The organism is Sulfitobacter sp. SK012 (assembly GCF_003352085.1).
Lineage (GTDB): Bacteria > Pseudomonadota > Alphaproteobacteria > Rhodobacterales > Rhodobacteraceae > Sulfitobacter.
Map to the genome: position 1 here is coordinate 3887682 of NZ_CP025804.1, position 25936 is coordinate 3913617.

30 protein-coding genes are annotated in these 25936 nt (G+C 51.3%); 12 read left to right on the top strand and 18 right to left on the bottom strand.

The window, feature by feature from the left end; all coding sequences use genetic code 11:
• Positions 1–94: 94 nt before the first annotated feature.
• The 4 genes from C1J03_RS19000 to C1J03_RS19015 form a co-directional block, all read right to left on the bottom strand.
• On the bottom strand, positions 95–1612 hold the full coding sequence (locus C1J03_RS19000) for a DUF1254 domain-containing protein (RefSeq protein ID WP_216825868.1): 1518 nt from the start codon (positions 1610–1612) through the stop codon (positions 95–97).
• Positions 1613–1690: 78 nt separating this feature from the next.
• Positions 1691–3697 carry a DUF1214 domain-containing protein gene (locus tag C1J03_RS19005; protein ID WP_114888015.1) on the bottom strand — a complete coding sequence of 669 codons (2007 nt, stop codon included), beginning with the start codon at positions 3695–3697 and terminating at the stop codon, positions 1691–1693.
• Positions 3698–3740: 43 nt separating this feature from the next.
• Positions 3741–4112, bottom strand: a complete 372-nt coding sequence (locus C1J03_RS19010; RefSeq protein WP_114888016.1) for a hypothetical protein — start codon at positions 4110–4112, stop codon at positions 3741–3743.
• Positions 4113–4335: 223 nt separating this feature from the next.
• Entirely contained in the window at positions 4336–5754 is a 1419-nt protein-coding gene (locus C1J03_RS19015) for a DUF1254 domain-containing protein (RefSeq protein WP_114888017.1), read from the bottom strand.
• Positions 5755–5882: 128 nt separating this feature from the next.
• Here C1J03_RS19015 and C1J03_RS19020 point away from each other — a divergent pair, with 128 nt between their 5' ends.
• Positions 5883–6896, top strand: a complete 1014-nt coding sequence (locus C1J03_RS19020; protein ID WP_114888018.1) for an AraC family transcriptional regulator — start codon at positions 5883–5885, stop codon at positions 6894–6896.
• A 412-nt stretch (positions 6897–7308) separates the two neighbouring features.
• Complete coding sequence (locus tag C1J03_RS19025) at positions 7309–8463, top strand: low temperature requirement protein A (protein ID WP_114888019.1); 1155 nt, start codon at positions 7309–7311, stop codon at positions 8461–8463.
• Positions 8464–8964: 501 nt separating this feature from the next.
• Here C1J03_RS19025 and C1J03_RS19030 read toward each other — a convergent pair.
• The 3 genes from C1J03_RS19030 to C1J03_RS19040 form a co-directional block, all read right to left on the bottom strand.
• Entirely contained in the window at positions 8965–9171 is a 207-nt protein-coding gene (locus C1J03_RS19030; RefSeq protein WP_368073910.1) for a DUF1330 domain-containing protein, read from the bottom strand.
• A 184-nt stretch (positions 9172–9355) separates the two neighbouring features.
• Positions 9356–9754 (bottom strand): c-type cytochrome, encoded by a 399-nt coding sequence (locus C1J03_RS19035; protein WP_254694100.1) that lies wholly within the window; start codon positions 9752–9754, stop codon positions 9356–9358.
• A gap of 195 nt (positions 9755–9949) precedes the next feature.
• Positions 9950–10489 (bottom strand): RNA 2'-phosphotransferase, encoded by a 540-nt coding sequence (locus C1J03_RS19040; RefSeq protein WP_114888021.1) that lies wholly within the window; start codon positions 10487–10489, stop codon positions 9950–9952.
• Positions 10490–10759: 270 nt separating this feature from the next.
• Here C1J03_RS19040 and C1J03_RS19045 point away from each other — a divergent pair, with 270 nt between their 5' ends.
• Entirely contained in the window at positions 10760–10960 is a 201-nt protein-coding gene (locus tag C1J03_RS19045) for a hypothetical protein (protein ID WP_114887065.1), read from the top strand.
• Positions 10961–11233: 273 nt separating this feature from the next.
• Here C1J03_RS19045 and C1J03_RS19055 read toward each other — a convergent pair whose 3' ends face one another.
• Positions 11234–11917 (bottom strand): rhomboid family intramembrane serine protease, encoded by a 684-nt coding sequence (locus C1J03_RS19055; protein WP_114887067.1) that lies wholly within the window; start codon positions 11915–11917, stop codon positions 11234–11236.
• Between the two features lie 280 nt (positions 11918–12197).
• Between C1J03_RS19055 and C1J03_RS19060 the strand changes: the two genes are divergently transcribed.
• Positions 12198–13451: an NAD(P)/FAD-dependent oxidoreductase gene (locus C1J03_RS19060; protein ID WP_114888022.1), complete on the top strand. Its 1254-nt coding sequence runs from the start codon at positions 12198–12200 to the stop codon at positions 13449–13451.
• 218 nt (positions 13452–13669) lie between these two features.
• On the opposite strand, the gene C1J03_RS19065 is transcribed toward C1J03_RS19060, so the two are convergent.
• Entirely contained in the window at positions 13670–14449 is a 780-nt protein-coding gene (locus C1J03_RS19065; RefSeq protein ID WP_162798604.1) for a class I SAM-dependent methyltransferase, read from the bottom strand.
• A gap of 325 nt (positions 14450–14774) precedes the next feature.
• Between C1J03_RS19065 and C1J03_RS19070 the strand changes: the two genes are divergently transcribed.
• The 4 genes from C1J03_RS19070 (at position 14775) to C1J03_RS25440 (ending at position 16413) form a co-directional block, all read left to right on the top strand.
• Positions 14775–15107 (top strand): hypothetical protein, encoded by a 333-nt coding sequence (locus C1J03_RS19070; RefSeq protein ID WP_114888024.1) that lies wholly within the window; start codon positions 14775–14777, stop codon positions 15105–15107.
• A gap of 337 nt (positions 15108–15444) precedes the next feature.
• Positions 15445–15849: a hypothetical protein gene (locus C1J03_RS19075; RefSeq protein WP_162798605.1), complete on the top strand. Its 405-nt coding sequence runs from the start codon at positions 15445–15447 to the stop codon at positions 15847–15849.
• On the top strand, positions 15846–16238 hold the full coding sequence (locus C1J03_RS19080; protein WP_114888026.1) for a hypothetical protein: 393 nt from the start codon (positions 15846–15848) through the stop codon (positions 16236–16238). The genes C1J03_RS19075 and C1J03_RS19080 overlap by 4 nt, the downstream gene beginning before the upstream one ends.
• 28 nt (positions 16239–16266) lie before the next feature.
• A complete protein-coding gene (locus tag C1J03_RS25440; RefSeq protein ID WP_162798606.1) occupies positions 16267–16413 on the top strand; it encodes a hypothetical protein in 147 nt (48 codons plus the stop codon).
• Positions 16414–16790: 377 nt separating this feature from the next.
• On the opposite strand, the gene C1J03_RS19090 is transcribed toward C1J03_RS25440, so the two are convergent.
• The 6 genes from C1J03_RS19090 to C1J03_RS19115 all read right to left on the bottom strand — a co-directional run bounded on the left by C1J03_RS19090 (position 16791) and on the right by C1J03_RS19115 (position 20931).
• On the bottom strand, positions 16791–17315 hold the full coding sequence (locus tag C1J03_RS19090; protein WP_114888027.1) for a cupredoxin domain-containing protein: 525 nt from the start codon (positions 17313–17315) through the stop codon (positions 16791–16793).
• A gap of 386 nt (positions 17316–17701) precedes the next feature.
• The gene (gene rpsU / locus C1J03_RS19095; RefSeq protein WP_114888028.1) at positions 17702–17902 is read right to left on the bottom strand and encodes a 30S ribosomal protein S21; all 201 of its coding nucleotides are present in this window, start codon (positions 17900–17902) and stop codon (positions 17702–17704) included.
• A 76-nt stretch (positions 17903–17978) separates the two neighbouring features.
• On the bottom strand, positions 17979–18263 hold the full coding sequence (locus C1J03_RS19100; protein WP_114888029.1) for a hypothetical protein: 285 nt from the start codon (positions 18261–18263) through the stop codon (positions 17979–17981).
• 231 nt (positions 18264–18494) lie between these two features.
• On the bottom strand, positions 18495–19283 hold the full coding sequence (locus C1J03_RS19105) for a class I SAM-dependent methyltransferase (protein ID WP_114888030.1): 789 nt from the start codon (positions 19281–19283) through the stop codon (positions 18495–18497).
• A gap of 233 nt (positions 19284–19516) precedes the next feature.
• The gene (locus C1J03_RS26135) at positions 19517–19972 is read right to left on the bottom strand and encodes a GFA family protein (protein WP_114888031.1); all 456 of its coding nucleotides are present in this window, start codon (positions 19970–19972) and stop codon (positions 19517–19519) included.
• Between the two features lie 113 nt (positions 19973–20085).
• A complete protein-coding gene (locus C1J03_RS19115) occupies positions 20086–20931 on the bottom strand; it encodes an alpha/beta fold hydrolase (protein ID WP_114888032.1) in 846 nt (281 codons plus the stop codon).
• A 152-nt stretch (positions 20932–21083) separates the two neighbouring features.
• Between C1J03_RS19115 and C1J03_RS25445 the strand changes: the two genes are divergently transcribed.
• Entirely contained in the window at positions 21084–21305 is a 222-nt protein-coding gene (locus C1J03_RS25445; protein ID WP_162798411.1) for a hypothetical protein, read from the top strand.
• Here C1J03_RS25445 and C1J03_RS19120 read toward each other — a convergent pair.
• The 3 genes from C1J03_RS19120 to C1J03_RS19130 form a co-directional block, all read right to left on the bottom strand.
• Positions 21238–21465, bottom strand: coding sequence for a DsbA family protein (locus C1J03_RS19120; protein ID WP_254694101.1), 228 nt, complete (start codon positions 21463–21465; stop codon positions 21238–21240). The two genes, C1J03_RS25445 and C1J03_RS19120, sit on opposite strands and share 68 nt — an antisense overlap.
• Positions 21466–21548: 83 nt before the next feature.
• Positions 21549–21962 (bottom strand): c-type cytochrome, encoded by a 414-nt coding sequence (locus tag C1J03_RS19125; protein ID WP_114888033.1) that lies wholly within the window; start codon positions 21960–21962, stop codon positions 21549–21551.
• Between the two features lie 85 nt (positions 21963–22047).
• A complete protein-coding gene (locus tag C1J03_RS19130) occupies positions 22048–22767 on the bottom strand; it encodes an META domain-containing protein (protein ID WP_114888034.1) in 720 nt (239 codons plus the stop codon).
• A 913-nt stretch (positions 22768–23680) separates the two neighbouring features.
• Between C1J03_RS19130 and C1J03_RS19135 the strand changes: the two genes are divergently transcribed.
• The 3 genes from C1J03_RS19135 (at position 23681) to C1J03_RS25450 (ending at position 25752) form a co-directional block, all read left to right on the top strand.
• Positions 23681–24928, top strand: coding sequence for an IS256 family transposase (locus tag C1J03_RS19135; protein ID WP_114883178.1), 1248 nt, complete (start codon positions 23681–23683; stop codon positions 24926–24928).
• Between the two features lie 165 nt (positions 24929–25093).
• Positions 25094–25501, top strand: a complete 408-nt coding sequence (locus C1J03_RS19140) for a universal stress protein (protein WP_114888035.1) — start codon at positions 25094–25096, stop codon at positions 25499–25501.
• A 41-nt stretch (positions 25502–25542) separates the two neighbouring features.
• On the top strand, positions 25543–25752 hold the full coding sequence (locus C1J03_RS25450; RefSeq protein WP_162798607.1) for a hypothetical protein: 210 nt from the start codon (positions 25543–25545) through the stop codon (positions 25750–25752).
• The last annotated feature ends 184 nt before the right edge of the window (positions 25753–25936 follow it).

A 25936-nucleotide genomic window follows, 5' to 3' on the forward strand; every position in this document is an offset into this window, starting at 1 on the left:
TTTCTCGGTTCGATGTTAATGAGCGTTATCTATATCCAACAGTACTTCTTAATGGTCCGGCGGGCGATTTATCCGCCGATCCACCGAATGCTCGTTATTCCACAAGCATTACGTCGCTTGGACGCCATGTTTGTTCAAACCATGGTTCCATAGGGCCGTACATCCTTAGGATGGTAAAGAAACTCTTTCCGGGGATACTTTGAACCCAGTTTTGCTCCTGACCAGCAGGTGCCTCAGGGCCAAAGTAGATATCGACAGATCCATCGGAATTTTCTTTTGGGTCGTTCTGGATGCTATCAATCGCGGGCAATACCTGATCAGTTTGAAGCATAGACCGCGTCTGGGAGTCATACAGAGTGAAGGACCAGAAGTTATTAATTGGCACATTTGGTGGCAACGTCACCTTGTAGGTCTTCGAGCCGTCAAAAGGTTGGTCGTCGGCATCAATAAAGGCGGACGCATAATCCGATCCAGAGCCTGGCTGTGGATTGGCCATTGCTGGGGTCACCGCCGTATAGGGGTAGTGGAAAGTCACCCGCGCATCTGTGTTCATTGTTTGGCTATCATCACCATCAAAGAACACGTTCTTTTTGTAAAATGCGACAACCCAGTTTTGATCTGGATAAATACGAACTCCGCCCAGCGTCTTTTCCTCACGCGGATACCAGACAGTTGAACGAGCTGCGGCGTTACCGATGGCAACCGCATCCGTAAGGATGGCCTTCATCCTGTCGTCTGGATCGAACGCTTTACCTTTTTCGATACCAATTGACGCAAACAGACCGCGGCTTTCTTTGCTGAACAACTCAAGCGGTTCTTTTTGTATCACGGCATCAAGTTCTTCATAGAAATGAAAGTTGTTGGCGTGCACGGTGTTAAAAGCCTTCCCCGACGCGCTGATAAGTTCAAGTGCAGGAGGATTGTCCACTTCGCTCAGTGGGTAGACTTTGAGGTTGTCTTTCACATTTTTGGTCGCAGCTTCCAAACCATCAGTGATGGACATCCGCATGAACACCCAGACCTGATAAGAGGGCGACTTAACGACAAAATACCCATCAGGGATTTCGCCATCAAACCCGGGTGGAAGAACAAGGTATTTGCCTCCTTTGCCTTTATCGGGACCGGCTGGACCAATATCACCAACGTAGCGGAAATAGGCATCATTAAAGGCGCCCAAAGCACCTGCTGGTGCCTCGATCACCGTGGGTCCGTCCCGTTCAAGATCAAGGTCGGGAACGACATACATGGTCGAGCTATTGCCCGTTAGAAACAGGGATTGTGCGTTCATCAGTTTGTCAAATATTATGACCTGATGGGCCTCTTCCGCACCAAGGCTATGAGCGCCTTCTATTAGCATGTGAACAGAAGCTGCGGGCATACCTTTCAGGAAAGCATCCACGCCACGCATCCGATCTAGATAGTCATAAACGGTCACGGCGGTTTCCGGCAACGGCGCGCCATCAATAAACTTGAGCACTCCAATAGATGTTTCGACAGAATCCGGCGTTGAGATGGAATCAAGTGTCTCTTTACTGATTTCACTTGAGGCAACCATCGGGTTCGCCGCCATCAGTGTGGCCATCAAACTCCCCAAAATAGTCTTTTTCATCATAAATTCTCCCGCGCTAAGCGTAGTGCCTTCATTCCCACCGACAATGTGTCTGTGGGAATGTTTTATTTTGGTTTCGTTCTATTCATCTGGTATGAAATCGCCGGGCATCCAAGTCTTCTCGAACCACGGCTCTAACGGTCCATAAAGGCGCAGTAGCACATGGAAGCTTTTCCCCGGAACGGTCTGCACCCAGTTGCCTTGCTTGCCCTCGGGTGGTTCAGGAGCAAACCAAACAGTAAAGCTGCCATCGTCGTTGGCCAAGATATCGGGGCTTTTAGAATCAATGCCACCGGACTTCTGATCTGTCTCCAGGATTGAGCGGGTCTGTCCGCTGTAGACCATAAAAGACCAAAAGTTCTTGGCGGGAACTGGACCGGGCAAGGTCACAGAGTAGGTCTTACCACCATCCAAATATTCGCCGTTCACATCCTTGGCACCAACTTCGTAAATGGATCCAGCGCCCACTGGTGGTGATGTCATCGCCGGTGTAATCCCGGTTGCATAGTAGAAGAAGAACGTCTGGTCATCCAGCATACGGGCACCGTCTTCGAGGAATTCGTAGCTTTGGCGCTGGAACGGCGAATTCCACTGACGATCTTCATAGAAGAACACACCAGGATCTCGCGGGCTGAAGGCCAAAGCACGCGCTGTTGCGTTCCCCACCGCTGCGGCTTCGGTCATGATCTTTTTCATCCGCGCATCTGGCTCGAACGGTTGGCCTTTTCTAATACCAATGGCCGCAAAGTTGCCGAGGATCTCCGGGGAAAAAGCGCCTGTTGGATTGGCTTGTACCGCGGCATTAATCTCTTCAAAGAAATGAAAATTGTTGGCGTGCACGGTGTTGTATTGACGGCCCGTGAAATCGTGGAATGTTTCATCGGGTGGATTGGCTGCTTGTACCAAGGGATAGAGATTCAGCCGTTCTTTGATCTTTGCAACCGGACCTTCCGTTGTGCCATCGGCATCCGGGTTGGCACGCAGAACGACCCAATGGTCATACGAAGTGGATTTAATGGCAAAGTATCCCTCAGGTACTTCACCCTCGTAATTGGGTGGCAGGAAAAGGTATTTCCCGCCTTCGCCCTTGTCTGGACCCAAAGCCCCGATATCTACGACATACCCGAATGCCGCGTCATTAACGATACCCAACAACCCGCCAGGGGTGTCCATGACAACTGGCCCCTGTGACAAATCAAGATGTGCTGCAACGTAGATGGTGGTCGTGTTAGGTGTCAGCCAGATCGAACGTGCATCCATCAGGCCGGAATGGATGACTACTTCATTCGGCTCAACACCTTCTGCGCCATATCCCATGAGCAACCCACGCAATGAAGCGATTTTCATGCCGTCAAGAAAAGCGGTCGTGCTGCGTATCAGGTCAAGGTTGTCATAGACTTTGTTGACAGTCTCCGGCTTAGGCATGCCATCAAAGAACTCCAGACGGCCGAGGACCTCGGTATCGACGACATCTGGTGTCACGACATTTTCCGGCACATTTGCTGCATATTTGGCGGAGCTCTGCTCGAACGGTTGCGCCGTGGCGGATTGCGGTTTCTGCTCCATCAGAGCTTCATCGAGCAGGACGAACTCGACGCGTCGGTTCAGCGCGCGGCCTTCATCGGATAGGTTTGAGGCCACAGGGCTGATTGATCCGGCTCCCATCGCCACAAGGCGTTCAGGTGCTACATTGTTCGGTTCTGCGAGCAGGGCATCGCGAACCGCTTCGGCGCGCCGCTGAGCCAATTCGACATTGTAGGCAAAATCGCCCTCAGAGTCGGTATGTCCAACGATTGCCAGGCGCATTTCGGGCAAGGTTTCCATTACCTTTGCCATCTTGAACAAGATCACCGGCGCGTCACTGCTCAAATCGGTGCTGTCGGTGGCAAAGAACTGGCCGCTCATCTTAACGCGGCCCTCGCTGCGCAACACTTCCATAACGCGCGCGTCGGTCATTTCGCCAATGGCCTTAGCCCGGTTATCGCCGCCAACTCTGCTCAGCGCCTGTGCTGATGCGCTGGTTACGGCCATGGTGGCGCAGATTGCTGCCACACTGACAGCCGTAAGCATTCTTGATTTTCTCTTCATAGTGTTCTCTCCGTGTGGTTGATTGATTAGGATGCGCCGGTTTCTATCTGCTGCTGAAGAAACGCGCGGCAGGACCGCGGATCAGGGTGTACGGAATGGCACACAGCAAAAGTACCATGGCGATTGCCTCAAGAAAGGCGACAGATCCCGTGGTGGCATACTGAAACGCACAATCCAGAATAAACGCGATGGTCATGACTTTGCTAAGTGACGCCCACGCCGAGGAAACAGTCTCGCGCCTGCTGTCCGTTTGCTGATTTAGGAGGGCCTGCAAGTAAGGTTGTGCTCCCTCTTTTGCATCTTTGCGGCCATCTCGCATTGCAAACAACAGTGCCATAGTAGGTTGCAACAACAGCCGAAGACTGAACGGCCCGTTAAGCCTTTCAATCAGGTTCGTTCCAAGTTCAGGTTCCATTGCCGTTACCCCCAAGTCTTTGTGTAAATGAAGTAACCAAAGCCACGAGGCAGCAGGCCTGGTTCCTTCATTCGCCCGGCTTAGTCGTCCAAAGACAGCCAGATTTCGCTTTCCGTCGGTTGAGTTTCCATGACAGGCTTCCGGCTCTGGACATGTGAAACTGGCAAGTTCCTCGCCGCGCCCGCATTTAGTTTCGAGCCATTTGAGTGACCCGCTTAAACCTCTAATTAACCTTTTCCACGTCGGCCAGTTTCCACCCACTTTCGAGCCAGCCCTCTGCTGGGCCATAGAGGCGAAACAGGAGGAAGAAATCTTCACCTGTCGGAATCCAGTTTGCGTCCTGACCCTCTGGTGCAGATGGTGCAAAATAGACGTCAACCGATCCATCAGCATTTGTATTCATGTCGGGTAGATTTGGTGTCGCGCGCCCAACACTCTCGGCCCCTTGGACAAACCCTTTGGATTCCATGCTGTAAACAATCACCGACCAAAAATCTTCGGCTGGTGTGTCGGCGGGAACGTTGAGCTTATAGGTGTCTTTGCCGTTCAGCATGTTATTGTCTGCATCACGAACCGCCCCAAGATAGAAGGTGCCGCCACCAAGGTTCTTGGGGAGATAAGTCAGATAGAAATACTGCCCTGCGCGTTCATCAGTCAGAACCGCGGTCTCGGTGACAAAGGGGAACCCAAGCTTGGCTTGTTCGGGGTCAATTGCGAATGGGCCCCATTGCCGGTCGTCCCAAATTGATTTGAAACCACCACCATCAGTGACAAATCGCGCCTGCATTTGATCATAGGCACAGTCCAACCCAGCTAGCATCGCTTCCTGCATTTCCGCATCCGGATTGAAGGGTTTGCCGCGCTCAATTCCAAGCGAAGCAAGCATCCCCATCATGGCTTTGTCTTGCTCAAGCACGGGTTCACGCTGAACAACTGCATTCAGATCGGCAAAATAACTCATGTCATAGACGGGCAGAGTATTGACGGGGTTTTCTTTTAAATCGACGAATTCTGTAGGGGATGGGTTGTTGGCATTGGCCAATGGATACCACTGCAATTTCTGTGCATAGGCTGCCTGATCGGCGTGGGTGCCGCCGTTTTTAGCGACTGGGCGGAAAGCAAAATGCACGCCCCAAGTGTTGGATTGAGAGGTGATGTAACCCTCGGGAACGTCGCCGTCATAGCCAGGTGGCAGGATGAGATATTTTCCGCCCTCACCTTTGTCAGTACCCGTTGTGCCAACATCGGCAAGGGGCACTTGCCAAGCGTTTACAATAGTGCCGAAGAAGGCAGCTTTGTCGCCCGCAGGAGGTACTTCGATCACTATGGGGCCATCCTTCGTCGTCAGGCCTCCAATTACATATGGGGTCACATCGTTGGCCGTCAGAAATCCGTGCCGCGAGTCCATTGGCGCAGACATATACCCAATGACACCAGGTTCTGCGCCCGCATCACGCTGCAATGAAAGTTCGATGTCATAAGCGCTAATGGCAGGTAGCCCCCAAATAGCCGCCTCACAAGCGCGGCGCTCTACCATTGAGCGCGTGACATCGCTCATTTGGGCAAATGCTGGAGTGGCAAGAATTGTAAGGGCGCTTAGAGTACATGCAGAGCGAATTAATTTGAGTTTTGTGGAATTCATTTTAGCCTCCGTATTTAAACAAAATACCTTACCAAAAGCTTCGCATATAACTTCATTGTAATGTGTATCAGTTCACGCCAAACTGAAAAAATATACCTTGGAGCATTGAAGTGAGCCACCGACCGCCCATGATCTCAGCCATGTCCCTTGGGGCTATGCCGCAGTTTGCGGTAGAACAACTAGGCGAAAAGAAAACCAGAAGCGCGTTGCATGCAGTGGGCCTTCCGAAGAGGTTTATTGATGCCCGTGATGGATATATTTCGGAACACGCACTTTCTAATTTTATCGGCTTAGTATCTCGCAGCATAGGGTACGACCGACTTGGATTACTTTGGGCACCCTTTATAACCGTGGCGGACTATGGTGCTTGGGGCCGCTATGTTTTAGGAGCCCCTGATCTGGGAACTGCTCTTCTACGGGCCCAAAAAGAGATGCAACTTCACTCAAATACTGATCGGGTGGGCATGAGAGTTGGCACACGTGAGGTCATATATTCCTATGTATTTGGACTAAGAGGACATCCAAGTTATCCAGATGTTGCTTACACCGCCATTGCCTCTATCTTAAGTATCCCGCGACATTTTCTCGGGGATAAATGGGTTCCATTGCGCATAGAGTTTGATTTTCCAAAGCCAGTAAAAGAATTCCAAGTCGAGGAAACGTTCCATTGTCCAGTTACCTTCGGGCACAAAGATCTCCGAATATACTTTCCGCGCAATGTTCTAGGTGTTTCAAATCCAGACAATCTTAGTCTAGCGATTACGTCGCGCCAAGACATCTTACGAGAGCGAGCCGCAGGGCCGCCCACAACGCTCGTTCAATCTACGCAGGCACTTGTTTTACAACAACTCTCTGAGCAAATTATCTCCTTGGATCGTACTGCAATGTCGCTTGGAACAAGCGTGCGAACCCTTCAAAGGCAGCTAAACGAAGAAGGGGTTACCTTTCGAACGCTGGTAAATGATGTCCGCATGCAGCGTGCGCAAGAATTGCTCAGCCTTAAAGGGAGCACGGTTAGAAAAGTTGCAACCACGCTCGGATACACCAGCCCAAATAACTTCAGCAGAGCCTTCTCAACCAATCTCGGAATTTCCCCGCGACAGGCTCAGAAAATAAGTCGTAGTGGTTTTATCCTCACGTGAACCCATGGAAAGGTTATAGCCAGTGGGACCAACAGTCACAATTTTTTGGGCAGTAGGTTTTCGCCCCGGTTTGAAAAGTGATCTTTATGCCCGAACAGCGCTCGTAACACTTCGTGACCTGTATCAATATTGACGGGTTAAACGTTCAACTTTTGTACGGCAGCCAGTGGACCTGGTGGCTTCGATGGTCGCACCAATGAATCCCCAAATCCAGTGGTCTGTGCCAGTGACATTCAATCAGGCCAATACCCAGATTAACCCTGCCTCTGAAACCAAAACTTACGCGTAGTGCGTATCAGTTACCCAAACCACCGCCAATCCGCCCAGAGGGCTTGATAGAAACAACAAACTACCACAACATAGAAGATAGGTTTTTTAACTTGGTACATTAATTTAGCAAACTCGGATCAAGATGAAAAAAAACAGCAGCTTCTTTTACTTTCCTCCGCGTGATTCAACCGAGACCCATCGCGGAGCGACTCCACTGGAACTGATGTTCGACTTGGCGGCAGTCATTGCGATTGCGGCTGCCGCACACGGGCTTGCACATGCTATTGAGGCGGCCCATGCCGCACAGGGCATAATCAGTTTCGTATGTAGTTTTTTTATGATCGGACTGGCCTGGATGAACTACACGTGGTTCGCCTCGGCTTATGATGACGATTCCGCCACCTTTCGCATTCTCACGATGGTCATCATGTTCGGTGCGTTGATGTTGGCAGCCGGTATCGGGGCGGTTTTTGAGCATCAGAGGATTTGGCTTGCACTTTTTGGGTTCATCATCATGCGACTCGGGATGGCCGCATTCTGGCTGGGCGCAGCCCGAGCGGATCCAAAACATCGCAAGACGGCTTTGCGCTACGCCAGTGGAATCGCCGCAATGCAGCTCTATTGGATCGGAATTGTTGTGCTTGTGGCCCCAACATCCGCGGCCTATCTCCCGCTTTTTCTAATCGGGGCGGCTGGTGAACTGGCCGTTCCAGCAATTGCCGAGCGCCAACGTACCACCACTTGGCATCGCCACCACATGATTGAACGTTATGGTCTCCTAAACATTATCGTTTTGGGCGAGACATTCATCGCGATCACAGCAATGATCCAACTTGAGGACGAAGCGGCCTTACCCAATTTAGAATACCTTTGGCTGGCGTCCCTGTCGGCAATCATCGCCTTCTCACTATGGGGGGTGTATTTCACCGCTGACGGGCATCTAAGAAGCGATGCGTTGAGGCATGCCCTGTTGTGGGCCTATGGCCATTTTGCTCTCTTCGCCGCGGGAGCAGCAACAGGCGCGGGCATGCTTGTTATGCTGAACACTCTCGGCCAGTCCGCGCAAATTGATACACAGGTTGGTATCTTGGCTATAGCTGTTCCCATTGCAATTTATCTTGCTGCCCTTTGGCTGATCCGCGACCGGGTGCACCCGAACGGTACGGGCCGCTGGTTGCTGCTATTCGTCGCTGGTTTGGTCCTGCTCCTTGGATTAGCGGCACCAATGGCGCTGGAGCTCATTGCCTTGCTCTTGGTTGCAACCGTCCTAGTCCACCGAAAATTGAGCTGCGCATAGTTTCAGAGGGTTCCGTCTCAAAGCTTTTTCTCTTGTGTAAAAGTGGAGTTCATTGAGCACTAAATCGGGCGCATAGGGGCACTGGCGAACCAGCAGCCGCCGATGTCCAGCCCATCAGAACTCAGAATTTCGCTCTACTTGAGGTCTGCTCCGGCTGGGGGCAAAATATCAGGTTTTCCCGACCTAAGCGCAGTTCTAGTCCAGGTTTGTTCAGGAAACCCCTTTGGCGCGTGAATACCTGTGATGCGGGATGCGTCTTGCCCTTCTTAGGTGCCCAACTGCTCATTCCAAGTCAGAAAGCATCATGCAATCATCCGGGCTTTCTTCAGAGGAAAGGAAGGTGTCCAGAGTCTCAAGGTCTAGCATTTTGACTCATTTTCTAGTGTTTTGGCTTCCAGTTGCGAATTGTCTGCTTCACGGGTCGTAGCCTTCGACGATGATCAAATTAGTGTCTGCAATTGGTTGGCGGATCGCCAAAGCATCTTGATACGAGACACTTTTTTAGCATGCGACTGCGTCCTCATAGCTTGGAAATTCTATGATGACACTGCGCGGATGCATTGCGCCTTCCGGGGTCATCTGCCTCCCTGCACGGACCAGAAACCTGCCGCCATACTCTTTGAGCGGGCCAGCGTTTGCTTTTTGGTATGCTTTGTATGCTGCGCTATCATGAACAAGATTATTTGCGATCCAGTACCCTTTGGTCATTGCTAGCTCCCCTTAAGTTGTTCGTTACCATTGTTCTGAAAGGATTTTGCGAAAGCCCGCTAGTGTCGCCATTCGTTACTTGAACCTCTGGCACTATGTTCAGCTGTGGAAGCTCGGCGTCGCTGTAGCAGCAGCAATTTACGGCCAAGGCTACGCCTTGCTTAGCCCAATGAACCATCCATTATTACTCGGTTTGAACAAACTGCAAATAGGCGATCAGATCGGCCAAGTTCTGCGTGACCAACATAGGCTGACCGCTTGGCAGTTTGATCGCTACCGACTGATCGCTACCCAGATATGGACCGAAAACAGGCATATCTACGTGACTGGCAACGCTGATGCGGCCGTCGATTTGCATGGCAACATACTCCGTTGGAAATTTACCGCCGTTGCGTTCGGCAAGCAAAGTGAGCTCAGGTGGATTGATGGCTAGCATTTCAGCTATTGGTCCAATGCTCTCGGCATCGCTACCGTGACACTCGGCGCAAAAGTAAAGAAATAAGTCCTGCCCTTTCGCTACTTCTGTATTTTGAGCAGAGGCAGTCCCGGCCGCGGCTATCATCGCTAAAACTAGTCGAAACAACAAAAGCGTTCTCCCTTGCTTGCATTAGTCTGAGTTAATCCAATGTTGCATACATCAACGCGAATTCAAACCTGTCGGGCTCTGCCATAGCTGTACTGACGAGGCCGGACAAAGCGCAACAGCTCAGCTTCCCTCGTCTCAGCTAGGCACAGGCGCTTGCGGATGATATGGTGGGAGTGGCTCTCTTCTATTTTTTCACTGAACCAGTCCAAAACCCAAGTAATCCCTGGGAACCCTGTCGGTCAGCCAGACACCGTTGTCAGCACGGTAGAACAGGAAACCATCATTGTGCATGCGTTCTGCATCAACGGAAAGAATGACCGCCTTTCCATGCCGTTCGCCGACCTTCTTAGCCGTTGTCTCATCGGTTGATAGGTGCACTTGGGATCGACCTTTGGCCTCAAGCCCACTGACAAAGATGCTATCCAAATTGGACCGTGCTGTTCCGTGAAAAAGAGCTGCGGGCGGCTCCGAAGGCTCAAGACCTAAATCCACCTCAAACGAATGGCCTTGGGCAGCCCGGATGCGGGTCCCGTCCGGTGACAGAGTGAACCGTTGCTTGTCGTTTGTTGCGACAATCTCTTCAAGTTGTTGCCGTGACAGTTTCCGCCCGGCCTTCTTCATTTTCAGAAGTAGATCGTCGACATCAGCCCATGCATTCTTGTCTAATGCCAGCCCAATTTCTTCTGGCTTGTGGCGCAACGCCATACTTAGAAATTTGGCTTCCTTGCTCATTCCTAGCTCCATAAATTCTCATTTTTGAAAACCAGAACCGACTTTTGGCTCAGACTTCCAAGGCATTCCAAATGTCTTCAGCTGGATTGTTTATGACGAAGGTAGTTATCCAGCAACCCCTTGATATTGGCTTTTCCGACCGGGTTTTGGCTACCAGCCAGTAACACATCTCTCAATGCGTCACGTCAGAAGGCGACCTCGTAAATTCTGGCGAAACTATCGGCTGCTAAAAAAGCAGCATGAAACAAAACATCTAAGGAACTCGGAAATATGAAAACTTTGGCCACCGTTGATCTAAGCGCGTGCAGCGCAAACTCTTTTGAGATTTTAGGAACCTGTCAAAAAGCAGCGCGAGAGGCTGGCGCGAGCGAAGCGGATATTCGTAACTTCATGACGAAAGCCATGGAAGGTAATCAAGAGCATCTGTTGAGTGTTGTTGTGCAAAATTTTGAACTTGAGTGGCCAGACTGACCTTCCTAGCACCACCAGTTTGCATCTCAATCTAAGCTTTCGGTAACTGCAATTGCCGCAAATTTACGAGAGTTCTGATCATCTCCTGTGAGCGCCTCAGGCTACCTCGCTGTTGGAAGCCTTGTGCGATCAGATCATAGTCATCCTCAAAAAGCGGCATGAACCTTGGGTCGACATTTCGCTCGCAAGCGTAGCTGCCGCGCAGGGATCGAATGTTTGCCGGAACCTGGGCCTGCGAAGGGGGTTGCATCTTGTAAACAGAGCATCGGTCTCTCAAAGGCTCTGGGATCTTGTTTTTCGTTGGCTTGCGAAAGTCCAAGCGGCAGTCCAGCCAACGATCCACCCACCTAAGTGTGCCTCCCAGGCAAGTGTCCCAGATAGCACTACGAACAGCACCAAATTGACGAGGAGCAGGCCCATTATTCCGCTCAGGACAGGTCGCACTGATTGGTTTAATTGGCGTCGCTGCCTGAAGTCCCACGCTTGCCACAGGCCAAGAAGGCCGAAAACGGCCCCGGACGCTCCAATCATTGGGCCGCTCGCGGCTGACAACAGCCCGAAAGCGGCGGCACCAGTAATTGCTGATAAGGCTAGCAAGAGAATGGTTTTACCGACGCCAAGGTATGCTGCCACCCCCTTTCCCAAGGCGAGAAGAACCACACTATTCATGACAAAATGCGCAATACTGCCATGCAAAAACGCGTGCGTCAGAAACATCAGCACTTTCTGACTTGCATAGAGCGGAGCAAGGCCTCCATCGAGCAAAAGTTGCCAGAATGCACCATACAAAAAGACGTTTATACGCCAACTGTTTGAGCCGATCCAACCTGCATCTGACAGAGTAAGTGGCAGCTCAATCACCGCCATAACGCCTATCAGAACCCAAAGAAATCCGGGCGCACCGGGTTCAACCTTTTTGGGGTGTCTGTGAAATTGATCGCGCTTATCTGTTGCCATGAAATTTCAATATTCCCTTCAAGACGACAATGAAAGCTGCCTTCGCTACGCGAACAGCGCCTCCATTAGACCGTAGCCTATTCGTTTTTCTGATTTCTTGGCGGTGTCCCAAAACGCGTCCGATATTCCTTCGAAAACTGAGTTGGAGAATTGAAGCGGACGCTGAGAGGACGAAACTGACTGTCGAAGTTATTGATATTTGCTATAAGGCGGTAATTATTGCAGAAAACCCGCATCACCCAGCAAGAAAGCTCCCACGAGCGTGACAGACGGAACGAATATGACAATGCCGCAGAACGAATTTGACCTCATCGTTGTGGGTGCTGGTATCGTTGGTATGTCAGCTGCGCTCTATGCTCAAAGGGATGGTCTAAAGACCCTCATCTGCGACCCCAACCCACCCGGGTCGGGCACAACGTATGGGTCGGCCTGTACCATCGCGACATATGCTTGCATTCCGGTCAACAACCCATCGATTTTTACATCTCTGCCGCATCTGCTGACCAGCCGGGAAAGCCCACTAACCTTTAACCTGTTGCACGGATTGAGAAACCCCGGATGGATGTTGGCGTTCCTAAACAACTGCCGCCCCTCTCGTGTTAAACAAATCAGCGAAGCACTGGGTCAGTTCCTGACGCATACTGATGCCGGCCTCGACCCGCTGATTGCTGAGGCAGGAGCCGAAGACCTGATGGTAAATAACGACTGCCTTTATGTCTGGTCCACCAAAGCGGGGTATGAAGGTGCGCGCAACAGCAATGCGATGCGACGCGCGCAGGGTGTGGAATTCGAAGAACTCTCCAAAGATGACGTCCACCAACTGGAACCAAACCTGAAACAACCCATACACTGTGGCCTGAACTTCAAAGGCGCACGGCATGTGACCAATCCGCAGGAATTGGTCGAGCGCATGCACAAACGATTTGAAGCACTTGGTGGGACCTATCTATCCTGCTGTGTTGAACGTTGTGATGCCGATGACACTGGGGTGACAACTTATCTTAAAGATGGCACCGAACTCCGCGCGGGTCACCTAGCACTAACGGCTGGCGTACGTTCGAACGAGATAAAAGGCTCCGGCGCTGAACATCTGCCACTAGGCACCGAGCGCGGCTATCACATCCTTTATCGCAACGACGGGGGACTAGTATCACGGCCGGTTGGCTGGGCCGAAGCGGGTTTCTACGCCACGCCGATGGCCCACGGATTGCGTATTGCCGGTACGGTTGAAATCAATGCTAAAGACGCTGCATTCAACACCAAATGCACTGATTACCTTCAGCGCAAATCACATGAAATGTTTGGAGATATCGGTTCGCCTGACGACGCATGGCTGGGTCATCGCCCAACGATGCCGGATGCTCTTCCAGTAATAGGTCCCTCACCGACCTCGAGCCGCATCACTCTTGCCTTTGGACACCAACATATCGGCCTTACGCTAGGGGGAGTAACCGGCAAAATCGTGACTGATCTTGCGCAGGGGCGAGCACCCTATTGCAATATTAACGATTTTGCTCCGGAACGATTTACCTGATTGGATCTGAGCGGCAGTTTTGTATGGGTTCAGGTCATCTACGCACTGTGCGGCATCAGTTGGTTTGGGCTTTAAGCCGCCATTCGCTACGGTGATCATCAAGGCCTGCTAAGCGGGACAAAGCTGCCGGTAGTGCCATATTCGTAAAGTCGGCTTCCGGCCCACAGCGAACCTTCGTACTAATCGCGGCGAACGGCAGCTTTGAGCTAGAGTTGGGCCTACTTGGCTCGGCGGCCAAAGAGGTGGGTCGGCATTAGACCACCACATTCTGCCGCGCGGGCATTGGCAATGCGCACCGCGAGTTTCTTGATGTAATTTTCTTCACCAAAGGCTGCAATAAACTGGCTTCGCCATTCGCCGCTCTCCATCATTTTGACTTCCCGAGCAGCAGTTTCTGCGTACCATTCGGTTCGGTCGCGAGTTTTGACGTCCTCAAGACCGGCAACAGTCATTTCGACCTTAGTCTCATCTGTTGTTTGCATGGAAAAACTAAGCGATGTCAAAGACTGCCATTCGTTGTATCCCGCCAACTCATCGGCATTGGCGCTGCGCAACCAATCGCTAGCAACAAATTGCCCGCCAGGTTTCAGGACCCGAAGCACCTCGCGGTAAAGCGAAGCCTTGTCCTCGACATGAATAAGGGAATCCTTGCTGAAAACGATGTCAAAGCTCTGATCTTCAAAAGGCAAGGGACCCACTTCGACTAATATCAGTTCAGCAACCTTATCCAATCCGGCAACAGCAATATTTTTTCGGCCAGTCTCGACAAGGAAGGGTTCGATATCGATGCCCACGAGGCGCTTTGGCGCTAAGTCCCTCGAGATTACAATATCTGGACCGCCAGTGCCGCATCCAATGTCTAGGACCGTCTTCCCACCGACAACGATGTCACGAAGGATTTCCTTCACTTCCTCTGGCCCGCCCGGCGAAAGAAACCCGATACCCCACTGCATTTCGAGGTTTGTCACAAATTCAGGTGGGTACGATGTCCCGGACATAATGCTTCCTCTCTGGCCACTCGTGAATGGGCCATCGTAGCACGCCTTACACGATGTCGATACATTGGTAGCTCTGCACAGCCCGCGGTTGTAGCGTGCGACAACTTTGTCCCTGCAAAGCAGACCTTGATGCTCGCCGCAGCTTAGTCCTTCCGCCCTTATTGTCGAAATATGCATGTTGCAGCATTGGTCATTAAGGGCTCCACAGCCGACCTTGGGGTAGTTAAATCTTTAGCGCAGGATTTTGCCCCTATATGCAACTGACCCCAATTTGGCTTAGGGTGTCATTCTGCCCCCTACCCAAAGCGACCCTTAGGAGAGCACCATGAAGACCATTTTGATAGCTGTGGCCATTGCCGCAATCACGACCGCTGCCGCCGCAAAGGACGGTTTGAAGGATTACCTTTGTTTTGCCCCCGGGTTAGATTTCCCAGAGTTTTCTATCAGCGACGGCGTGATCTACAAGATCGATGGTTCTGGAGTAGAGACCAAGGAGATCTTCTGTTCTGATGACGCCAATCAATACTCAGACGGCAGCGGCTGCTCATGGCAGGGTTCAAGCATGTCCAAGAGTTTCGTCCATGGCACTGGATTCCTGTTCCTGACGCTTGATCGGGACAGGATGTACCGCTGCACCTCTGATTTATTCAAGAAGTAAGCTTTCGCAATAACCCATGCAAAACGCTTGCAAAGGGTGCGGCACCCGCAGGCCACCTCAGCCGCCGAGAGCGCATCAGCCTAGCATCACTCAAGCCATTCTCAGCCCTTTGGCACCAGTAGGCACGGGAGGGCATTCAGAGGCACTCTGAATAGTACGCAGAATTGCGATTCTGTAATCTGGCCGACTTTTGCTCACAACCTACTAGCAGCCGATTCAGCCAGATTGTATCTTGGGGATGTTCCTGGCGGAACACGGGTGGGGATAGGTTTGATCACCGATAACCCTCATCCAGCTCGCCAGACTAAATCCTCCCCCTGCCACCCCTGCCCTAGCTGTGAAGGGTGATCCCAACCTAGATCGGGTTGAGGCCCTAGAAGAGCTGGTAGGGCGCATGGATGGGCTAATTGAGGCCAGCCTCGACCAGACGGCACGAGCGTCACTGGGCAAGCTGCGTCACCGCTGGCGTGTCATCAAGTCGATGGACGAAAGCAAGGCCGCAACGAATGGCCGGGGTGATTTGAAGCTGGAGAGTTTCATTGCCAGCTACCGCCGCAAAAACAACTCTTACCGGATCGGTTATGACAACAGCGACTTCTCAGGTTTCATTGATACGGCACGCGCTGTGATGTTCCCAGAGACAGGCTCCAGTGGCACCGTTGAGGGCATCGGATCGATGCTTGGCAAAGTGGTAAAAGATGAGATGCTTGGTCAGATACCGGGAGGATCGATGCTGAGATGACCCCTGCCCTCGCAGCCGCAGTTATAATTCGCGCCGTCAGTGATGCTGAAGGCCGCGATATGATGGACAGCCCAAAGAACCGGGCGCGGATCACCGCAGAGGCCAAGCACTGGCTGACCGCTGATGAGCATGCAGAGCAACGTGAGAGCCTGTGCCTCATCGCTGGCGTGGATACCTACGCCCTGCGCAAATACGTCAGTGAGCATGGATTGGGAGCGGGCATCGATTTCAACCTGCTGCGCTCATACCGGCGCTGTGACTGTTGCGGCAAGAAGTATGAGGACGACGAGGGGAAGCGCACCAAGTATTGCAGCGACCCCTGCCGTGAGGCTGTCGCCAAACGCAACAAGGCGGCAAGCAAACGCCGCAAAGCTAAGAGGGCCGCATAATGAACGCGCCAACCGTCAGGAGGCAATCATGACCAAGACATGCACGAAATGCGGTGAGAGCAAACCGGCAACACTTGAGTATTGGTCTAAGCATCGCGGAGGGCTTAACCCTCAGTGCAAGGTCGTCTGGGCCGTTCTCACCCGCAACCAACCTTATACACCGCACACGGCCTAAAAGGAAAAAGAACAAAGAGTTAGCAAGACCCGCGAGATGATGGTGCATAAGTCTGCCGCCAAAACCAGGACACCCCGTCGAAGGTCCCGGGCGTCATAGCCCGCTAAGCTGTAAGGGACTTGGTTTGCGGAACCCATCAGGGCCAGCGGTCAAAACCGCGCAAACAGGCCGGACACATGACTGCTTCTGACAAATGCACAAATCTGATCAAAAATGTCTTGCTATGCAGGAGCCATCCACACAGGACCTTCGCTGCAACTTGGACAGAGGTCTGCTGTGCGGGACCAAGCGGTCCTTAGCCGCGCCGCAGCGGATGAGCCCCGGGTGAATGGCTGCTATTCGACAATCCTGATCCCTAGCCGGCCTACTGAGCAAGTTTAGTGCGCAAGGTGGTCATGCACCATTATCACGCCCCACATACCTGCTTCGAGATGGCCTGGGATTAGACAGCCAAACTCCAAATTGACCATTTCTGGAAACTTCCAAACCACCTCCACTGTCTCGCCGCTCGGAAGTGAGATTCCGTTGGGGTCGTCGTGTTCCATGTCAGGATTCTTGAGCATCCATTGATGGTGTTCGGCAACTTGGTCGAACGAACCAAGGAAAAACTCGTGATCCAACTCACCACCATTCTTGATAAGAAAGCGCACCACTGAGCCATGATTGATGGGGATCGCATCAGGCTCAAAAAGCATGTAACCAGTTTCGGTTTCTATGATGTTCAATTTGATAGTTCTTGTGACTAAATCCCCATCGTCCGGCTTCCTAAAGAGATCATTTAGGGGCAAGTCGTACACCTGCTCGTGGTGGTGTTGATTGCTTTGCTCTGTATCTGCATTTGAGGCCCAAGCTGGCAAGGCTGCCGCAAGGCAAAGGGCGAAAGCTACTAAAAACGATTTCATCGTCTCCTCCGACAATTAGTGTTTTTTACTTCTGGGAGCCTGAATTTGGTGGCACCTACTCATCAATTTTGGCAATCGAGGTGCGCGCTCCCCTCAATTGCGACTCTTGTTAGAAAGCAAGGGCTTATCTGGCGAGAGGAATCGAAATGGGAATGGCATTCACACAGCCTTGTATCATAGAAAGGCACAGAATAGAACTCTGGGGGTGTGAAAAATTGCGAGAACCACCCAATGCTTTGAAGTAATTAAAGCGGCCCTCGAGTAGACGGGCTCAGGGGCTTTGATATCTCGGGGTGTCATTTGAAAAAAGGCCCACGGAAACGTAAAATCCCCGCTGCCATTGGGCAACGGGGGTACATTTGTTCAGCATCGAGAAATGAAATACATCACGCTTCGCGTTCCAATTTCTTGCGTGCCAGCTTACGGGCACGGCGGATAGCTTCAGCTTTCTGGCGTGCTTTTTTCTCGGACGGCTTTTCGAAATGTTGCTTGAGCTTCATTTCACGGAAAACGCCTTCGCTCTGTAGTTTTTTCTTCAGAACCCGGAGGGCCTGATCGACATTGTTGTCACGAACACTAACCTGCATGTGATTTACACCAGCTTTTCAGTTTGAAGTTGCAATAATTGGCGGAGCTAAATTCATGGCTTCTTCCGCCACTAACTTAGAAAGAGAAAGTAATCTCACCGGATTGCCCTCTGATGCTATCTGAGTCGACAATGCCCGCCGCAATCATTTTTCCAAATGCGGCTTTGTTGATTTCGGTTGCAGCCTCCATCTTAGCTTGAGTAGCATATTTGGCGATAACAATGCCTTTGCCTTCGCCCACTGAGATAACATCAATAAATTCCGCGCCAGCAGCGGCCACTTCTTCGCGTATAGTTTCAGCGAACTCGACCATCTTGCTCATATCTCGTGATGTAAATTCGGTAAGTCTAAAAACTGGCATCTTTTCGCACTCCTTGGCTTCTATTGGAATTGGCAAGTTTACCAGCCTTTCCAATCCGGGCAAACAAAATCTGAGAACCTTTGGGTTACCGTCGCCGTCACTCTCGGCCCAGAGCGGACCTTGGTACTCAGCGCGGCAAATGACCGGTCAGAGCCCATAGTACCCCCGTGTTTCGGCGCAGCGAATGTCCGGATTTCGAATGACGTTCATCACCACGGCGCAAAAAGCAGCCTAGGTTTGTGCTTCGAACAAATGAGCCTCTTGCGGCACTAAAAAAACTTCACCTACGGCATATTTCGAAAGTTTACTGGCCACATCTTTAACGACTGCACTTGTAACCAAATCTCCAGCTTCGCTTAAGTCTTTCTCGATGGGCAACGCCATAATCTGTTCAAAAAGGTTTTCAAACCGCCGCTCAAGTACGATGGTTTGATGAGCTTCAATTATGAACCCGGATCCCTCAAGAAGTTCGCGGATCACATCGCCGTCACGAAAAGAAAAAGGTGCTTTTGCTTTGGTGGAGGCAGCTTCGCCAACATGATCGCTCAAAGCATCAGACAATGCTCCGTTGAACGGAGAAATCGCACTCCAACAGGTAAGGTTCAGTTTCCCCCCCTTTTTGAGAATGCGCCGGGTTTCAGCCAACGCGGCCGATTTGTCGGGGAAGAACTGTAAACCCTGTTGGCAAAAGGCTATGTCGAAAACTGCATTCTCAAAGGGCAGTTCGCAGACGTCAGCCGCAACATAGATCGCTTCGTGGGCATCAGATGGATGTCGTTGCGTCGCTAACTCGGTCATCGTTTCATTCAAATCTGCGCCAACAATGCGGCCGTTTCCCTTTAGGCGAGAGGCGATTTCGCGTGTCAGGGCACCGGTCCCGCATGCGATATCAATGATATGCGCGTCCGCTGGTAAAGGTATTTTATCTAACGTGGCCCGCGCCAATGGTCCAAACATTGCAGGCACACTGTGTTTGTCATATTTTTGAGCCGCCGCGTGCGTTAAACGAAATTTATCCAATTCAATCTCCCTTGACCAAAATGCCACAAAGTTCCCACGTTAAGGCGTTGTATCATGAACAAAGTGACGGAACCCCAAATTTCCGTTTGATACATTCGCTGGCTTCGCTCTGTTTCATGCTAGGTAACTTTTCAAACAGCGAACAGTTGCGCGCGCAGCGGATTTCATGATCCTATGAACGAGTCGTGGGAAAAACCGCCGTTGGTGCGGCCCAAATAAAAGTAATCGTTGGGCTAACGCCCTCGGTAAGCCGATATAAAAGGCCCAAGACAGGCAATTGTACTTCGAATCTCACCTTCGATCTTTGGTATATTATCTATGCTATCTTTGATCCTCGACTGATAGTGGATGTGCATACTTGGCATTATTTCATCAGCCATTTTCCCAAGCGTATACCTAGGTAGAAATGCGAGTTTCACACCAGGAAAAAGCTTAAGAAGCCCCAGCACCGGCCTTTTGCACTCCATGCAAGTGCCGCGATCAAGAGCGAGCGATTTCTTGTGTTTTCTAAAAGTAATGGGCCGTGTGTTCGACGGGTGGATCGTACGAGCATCGGTTATTGTTACATCGGCGTAAGGCTGTCCGTAGACTTCCTGACAAATCGTACAATGGCAAAACAGGCGCTTTGTTGGCAGTCGAGAAAGTTCGACCCTGCATAGTCCGCATTCACAAGCTGCTGTAATCGCCATCTTCTCAACCCCGCCAACGTTCAGAATGGTTTGATTGTAGAATCAGGACCTATAAAATCGCAAATGCTAAATATCATCTTAGCGAACGCTGCAAAGAACCCAAACTTACGATGTTACAGAGTCGCTTGCAGGCCATCATGTGTTTCCCATCCTTCTTTTACCATTCTTAGAAGAGCATCGTTAGCGCCAGACTTTGAAGCGTCTCCCCTAACAGAGCGACCATCGACATAGCCGCCAAGTGTTATCAGTTTTGTCAGAGACTCGGGATACATCGCAGCGAACTCGACAGAGACCATTGCGCCACTTGAACTGCCAAACAGCCCGAAGCGGTCCAGTCCCAGGGTTTCCGCCACGGCCTTCAAATCTTTCGCGCAGCGTGACGTACTGAAATCATCAACATCCAAATCAGATAGTCCACTGCCGCGATGATCCACTCTTATCAGTGTATGGCTGCTACCTAGAGCGTCAAACATCGGGCGCTGAGTTTCCTCCTCCCATTCAAGCTCAAGATGTGAGGGATAATGCCCGGAGCGCATTAACGGAGGGCCACTGCCTGATGTTGAGAAGGCGATTTTTACCCCGTCGTCGGCAGTAGCATAACGGATCTTTGGTCTTCGCGACGAGCTGTCGAGTGCTGGTTCAGCCAGTGGATCATTGGCCACTTCGGCAACGAATTGCAGTCCTCGACGCGCTATTGTGCGAATAATCGCTTGTCGTTTTCCATCATCTCCAACGGCCTTCCGCGCTGCTGCAATACGCGCACTGATCGCGGACTCAGAGACAATACGACCGCCCCAGATTTCTTCGATCAGTTGATCCTTTGTCACCAAGGCACTGGCGTTCCTCAGAAGAAGGTGCAGCAGATCAAAGACTTGGGGTTCAATCGGTTGGAGCCTACCATCACAGAAAAGAGAATGGGCTTCGGTATCTAAAACATAGCCAGAAAATTGATATCGCATGGATCCAGTGAACCGCTAAATGCGAAATCATGCAAGCGACCTGCGAGATCAGTGCGATTTCGAAGGCATTTCACAAGGGTTTCACAGGGGTTGCCTCAAGCACCATGTTTCTCAACCTGACAAAGTGGCCTCATCAACAAGGAGGCAACCCAATGAACCCGATATTCGACACAGCCATGCTGAAGCATCATCGCGTTGATTACGACAGGCCTATCGATACACTAGGAGCAAGGCGACAGACGCATTCGGGACGCACTTTTACATTTGTCACAATCGCAGTACTTGGAGTGGGTTTACTCACCAGTTTCATTGCTGATTCACAATCGGCTTCTGCATTGTTAAGCGATGCCGCGACGGTGCTGATGCAAAGATAAGAGTGCCGGGCATTCGCTCGATATCACGCCACATGTAGGCTGTTTTCACCGGTTTGTTTTTGAAGGGTATGTTCTTCTTTCCGATCATGACGTGTCGAACGTCGAATGGCCGCCATCGAAACTCGATCCCAACCTTCTTCGCAAGATCGGGCAGGCGCATTACTGTGACGTGCTTCCGATAGAAAACCAAAAATCAATCTTTGCCATTCCATCCCTTTTTCTTTTGTCATTTAGGAAGCGGCCTCAAGGTACGTATCGCTCTGGCGCAGGATCCTGTAGATCTTCGAGATAGTTCACTATCTCGACAAGCTTACTTGGCACCAGAACTTCCACACCGTTTCCAGTGTCAAATTCTACCATGTCATTGTCCAAGAAATTTTCGAAGACTGGCATATCTTCTCGCGGGAGCGTGTTGCGGGAGTAACCATCGATGATCGACATAATTTCAAGCATGGGCCAAACCCCGTCACGGCGCTCGGCGATTTTTGTCAGATCTGGCGGGGGTGTACCCAATTCTCCAGCCTTGGGACCGTCGCCACGTCCCACTGTGCCGTGGCACAAAACACAATTCTCGGCGAACAGATCTTGCCCGGTGCTTTCAGCTCCTAGCGACGAGCCCAAAACAAGCAACGGGAAAAAAAGTACAAATCGGTTCATCGGTGACCTTTTTCATTAAAGTATTAAACAGCTACCTTGCCTGATCATGACGGGACAACCCACTCAGTCAGCAAATAGAACTAAATTAGTCTGGGTCGCTGCGCTCAAAGGTCGCCAACATTGCACCATTGTTGTCGAAAAGAGCCATTACAAGATGAAACGCTACCATTTCTTGGGCATCGCCCAACACTTGAAACAGAAGCATTTCGGTCTGCATTTCCGGATCAGGACACATCTTTCTGGTTGATGCTATCGGACCAAAAAGTGCTGGACCCTGATCAGCTTCATACGTTCCATTGAAGTTGTTGCAGCCTCCGCTGCCAACGACGGCATTATCTGATTTGAAAGAAATCCAAGCATCAGCCTTCGAGAGTTCGCCTGCAAAATCGCGTACTTGCCATTCGGAACCCGCTATGTCGATTAGCCTACCTCCAGCCCGAAATTGATCCTCACCGCTGCCTTCGGTCAAAAACCAACCCGCGACCCACCCAATAGTGCGATCATAGCCAACGCGACACCACCTCGTCTTGACGCTTTCTGCCCGCTCCTCCTCAGTCACATCTACCCATTCTTCGTAGGTGACCCCTCCCACACAACCAAGATTGGCGATGCCGTCCCCGTCAGGTGGTATGGCTCCAATCAAAGTACCCGAAGCCGAAGGTATAGTCCGAATATTCAAGACATCGTTGTTCGCAACGCCTGTTACAGCATAATAATCAGGACCGTCCGCAGTTGCTGACGCAGATGTTCCGGCAAAAAGTGAAAAACAGAAAAGCAGAGGCAACAAGCGGCGAATGGACAACATTGCTGGTCCTTCAAGTTTTCATTTAGCGTTCCAATAGAGATCATTTGCCACGCTAGATCAATAGGTCGAATGCAACTCCCGCCGCGTCTTAGGGTCTGGGCCTATTAAATCTCAAAGCGCCAAATGTCACAAAGCAGTCCTTCGCTGCGTCCCGCACTAAGGTCTGCAATGCGGGACAAAACGGAAGTTCGTTAACTTTAGCCCAATGTCGGCTTCCACATCGAACCGTTCGAAAAACTGTCCTTTTTGGGAAGGAAGGACCACTGAAGATCGAGTATAGAACCCAATGGCCCCGTTTCCGGTTGCCCGAAACTCTCTCCCCCCGAAAAAATACGGGCTGGTCCAGAGTGTTCCTGTTCCTGGCCAATACCACATTCATGGAACGACTTCATGTTTTCAGGTTTTTGGCTGTGCGTCCTTGACATAGATCAAAATTCACACGCTGGCGAACAATAGGTGCACTCCCAAAAGGCTCGTTTGTTTAACGACCATAAATCATATTATTTTACGCTGCCATAAATCCTGTTCAAAACCTAAGTGGTTGTTGAGCGTTTTTTGCCGCTACCGTGATAGTAGACATTAGCTGCATTGCAGAAATTCGGTAAAGAGGGCTCAATCCGGCCATCCGCCGCGATAAACACAATGTCCGCTTTCATCAAAAACCCGCGTGAGGCAATGTAGCGAGGGGAGGACAAGTGGCCATTCCAACCTCTAAGTTTTTACCCCCCGTCCGCCATATACGGGATTGGGCCGCAATCCCGCCCGAAGCTTGGCCGTATCGTACATTTCAAGGTGTATCGACACGCCGTAGAGCTATGACTGAATCTGGTGTTTGGGGGATTTGAAGGTTGGCGGCGTATCTGGTTGATTTGTTGTTGCGAGACAGCAGCCCAACCGAAGGAGATACACCACCATGGAAACGACTAACATTGTTGATTTTTCGCGTCGAGACGGGATCACGGACGCGCTGACGGATTTATTGAGAACAGGAGCGCAGCAATTGATCGCAACAGCCGTTGAAGCTGAGCTTGAAAGCTATCTGTCTCAGTTTACCACCGCGCGCACTGAGGCCGGTCATGCGACTGTTGTGCGCAATGGGCATCATCCCGAGCGCCCGTTCCAAACGGGCATCGGCCCCGTGAACGTGCGCATTCCCAAGGTTCGCTCAAAAAACGGCCAGCCCGTGACATTCCATTCGGCCCTGGTGCCACCGTACGTGCGCAGAACCAAAACGTTGGAAGCGGCCTTGCCATGGCTGTATCTGAAGGGCATCTCCAGCGGTGAAATGGGCTCGGCTCTCAAGGTTCTTCTGGGCCCTGATGCGGCGGGATTGTCGGCAAATACGGTCTCACGGCTCAAGCGCGATTGGGCCAACGAATACGGCGAGTGGAGAAAGGCAGCGTTGGACGATGAGCCCTTGGTCTACATCTGGGCTGACGGTGTCCACAGCGGCCTTCGGGGCGAGGATGACAAGCTCTGCGCCCTTGTGATTGTGGGGGTAACAGCCCGTGGCAAGAAGCGGTTCTTGGCTATTGAGGACGGGGTGCGCGAGTCCACGCAGAGCTGGCGCGAGGCTCTCCTCAGCCTCAAAAGCCGGGGAATGAACGCCCCGAAACTTGCTATTGGAGATGGTGCCATGGGGTTCTGGGCCGCCATAGATGAAGTCTATCCTGAGACCCGTCATCAACGCTGTTGGCAACACAAAACTATGAATGTGCTCAACTGTTTGCCCAAGCTGTCTCAGCCAAAGGCCAAAGCTGCGATCCACAACATCTGGCAGGCTGAGACCAAAGATGATGCGGGCAAGGCCTTAGATTTGTTCATCAAAACCTACGAACCCAAATACCCCAAGGCGACGCTGTGCCTGCAAAAGGACCGCGAGGAACTCATGGCATTCTTCGACTTTCCAGCACAACACTGGCAAAGCATCCGCACCAGTAATCCAATTGAATCCGCCTTTGCCACGATCCGTCATCGCACCAAACGATCAAAGGGCTGCCTCTCACGCGACGGCATGCTGCACATGATGTTCAAGCTGGGGCAATGCGCCGAGCAAAACTGGAGGAAACTACGCGGCTTTGACTACCTCGCCAAAGTCATCACCGGCGTCGCATTCAAAGACGGAATTGAAGCCACTGAAAACAGCCAGATCGCCGCATGACCAGAAACCCTTAAACACCAGATTTGACAATAACTCCACGCCGTATTCCCCCAGCGCATGACTGTCATTGACACATCAATCCAGCCTTACCATCATCAACCAAACTAATATTTATGATGATCAGCCACCAGATGGCGTGGTGTTAAAAACTAGGGGAGAAAACAGATGTACAGTCATATTCTTGTGCCAGTTCAGTTCGGATCAGAACGTAACACAGAAAAGGCACTGTCGGTCGCAAAACTGATGGCGGGACGCGATGGAAAAATTACTCTGCTGCATGTGATTGAGCAGATTCCCAGTTACGTTATGTCTTATGTACCGCCAGAATTCACTGCTGAAAGACTAAAGACTGTTCAGGCAGAACTAAGTGAAATGGCTGCACCACTGCTTCACGGCAATAGTGTTGTAGTTGTTGGCCATTCTGGCAGATCGATTGAGGAATGGGCTACGGCAAACGGAACGGATTGCATCATTATGGCATCACATATTCCTGTGGTTTCAGACTATCTACTAGGCAGTACGGCCGCGCATATTGTCCGACACGCCAAATGTTCGGTCCACGTCATACGCTAGGGCTTCGTTACGTTAAGCGCAGTGAGAAAGTGAGAGGCGAGATGATAAATAAACCTAGCCAACTGGATAGATTAAATTTGCACCTCAGCAATCCAGAAGTACACGCCGGGTTAGGTTTGGATGACCTTCAAGCGCTTCGAGATCAGTATGAAAAGCTGCTTTTTTTTGTACATGAAATTGTTAGCCGTGAAGGTGACGATGAGATCCCTTCAATCGTTGTTGATGCCGCGAAAGAAGCGCTTACTAAGTAGATCACCTGTGAGCATTATCCTTAGCTTCAGGAACACAAGAGATTGTCAGGTTATCCGTCTTATCGGAAAGCACAAACACGCTTAAAAGCTCAAGTCGTCGGGGTTGGTGTTGCGCTTGTATTCCCTGCGGGAACGGGCGTCTTGTGCCCGTATGGCCTAAAGCAGGGGGTTTCACGGTCAGGTC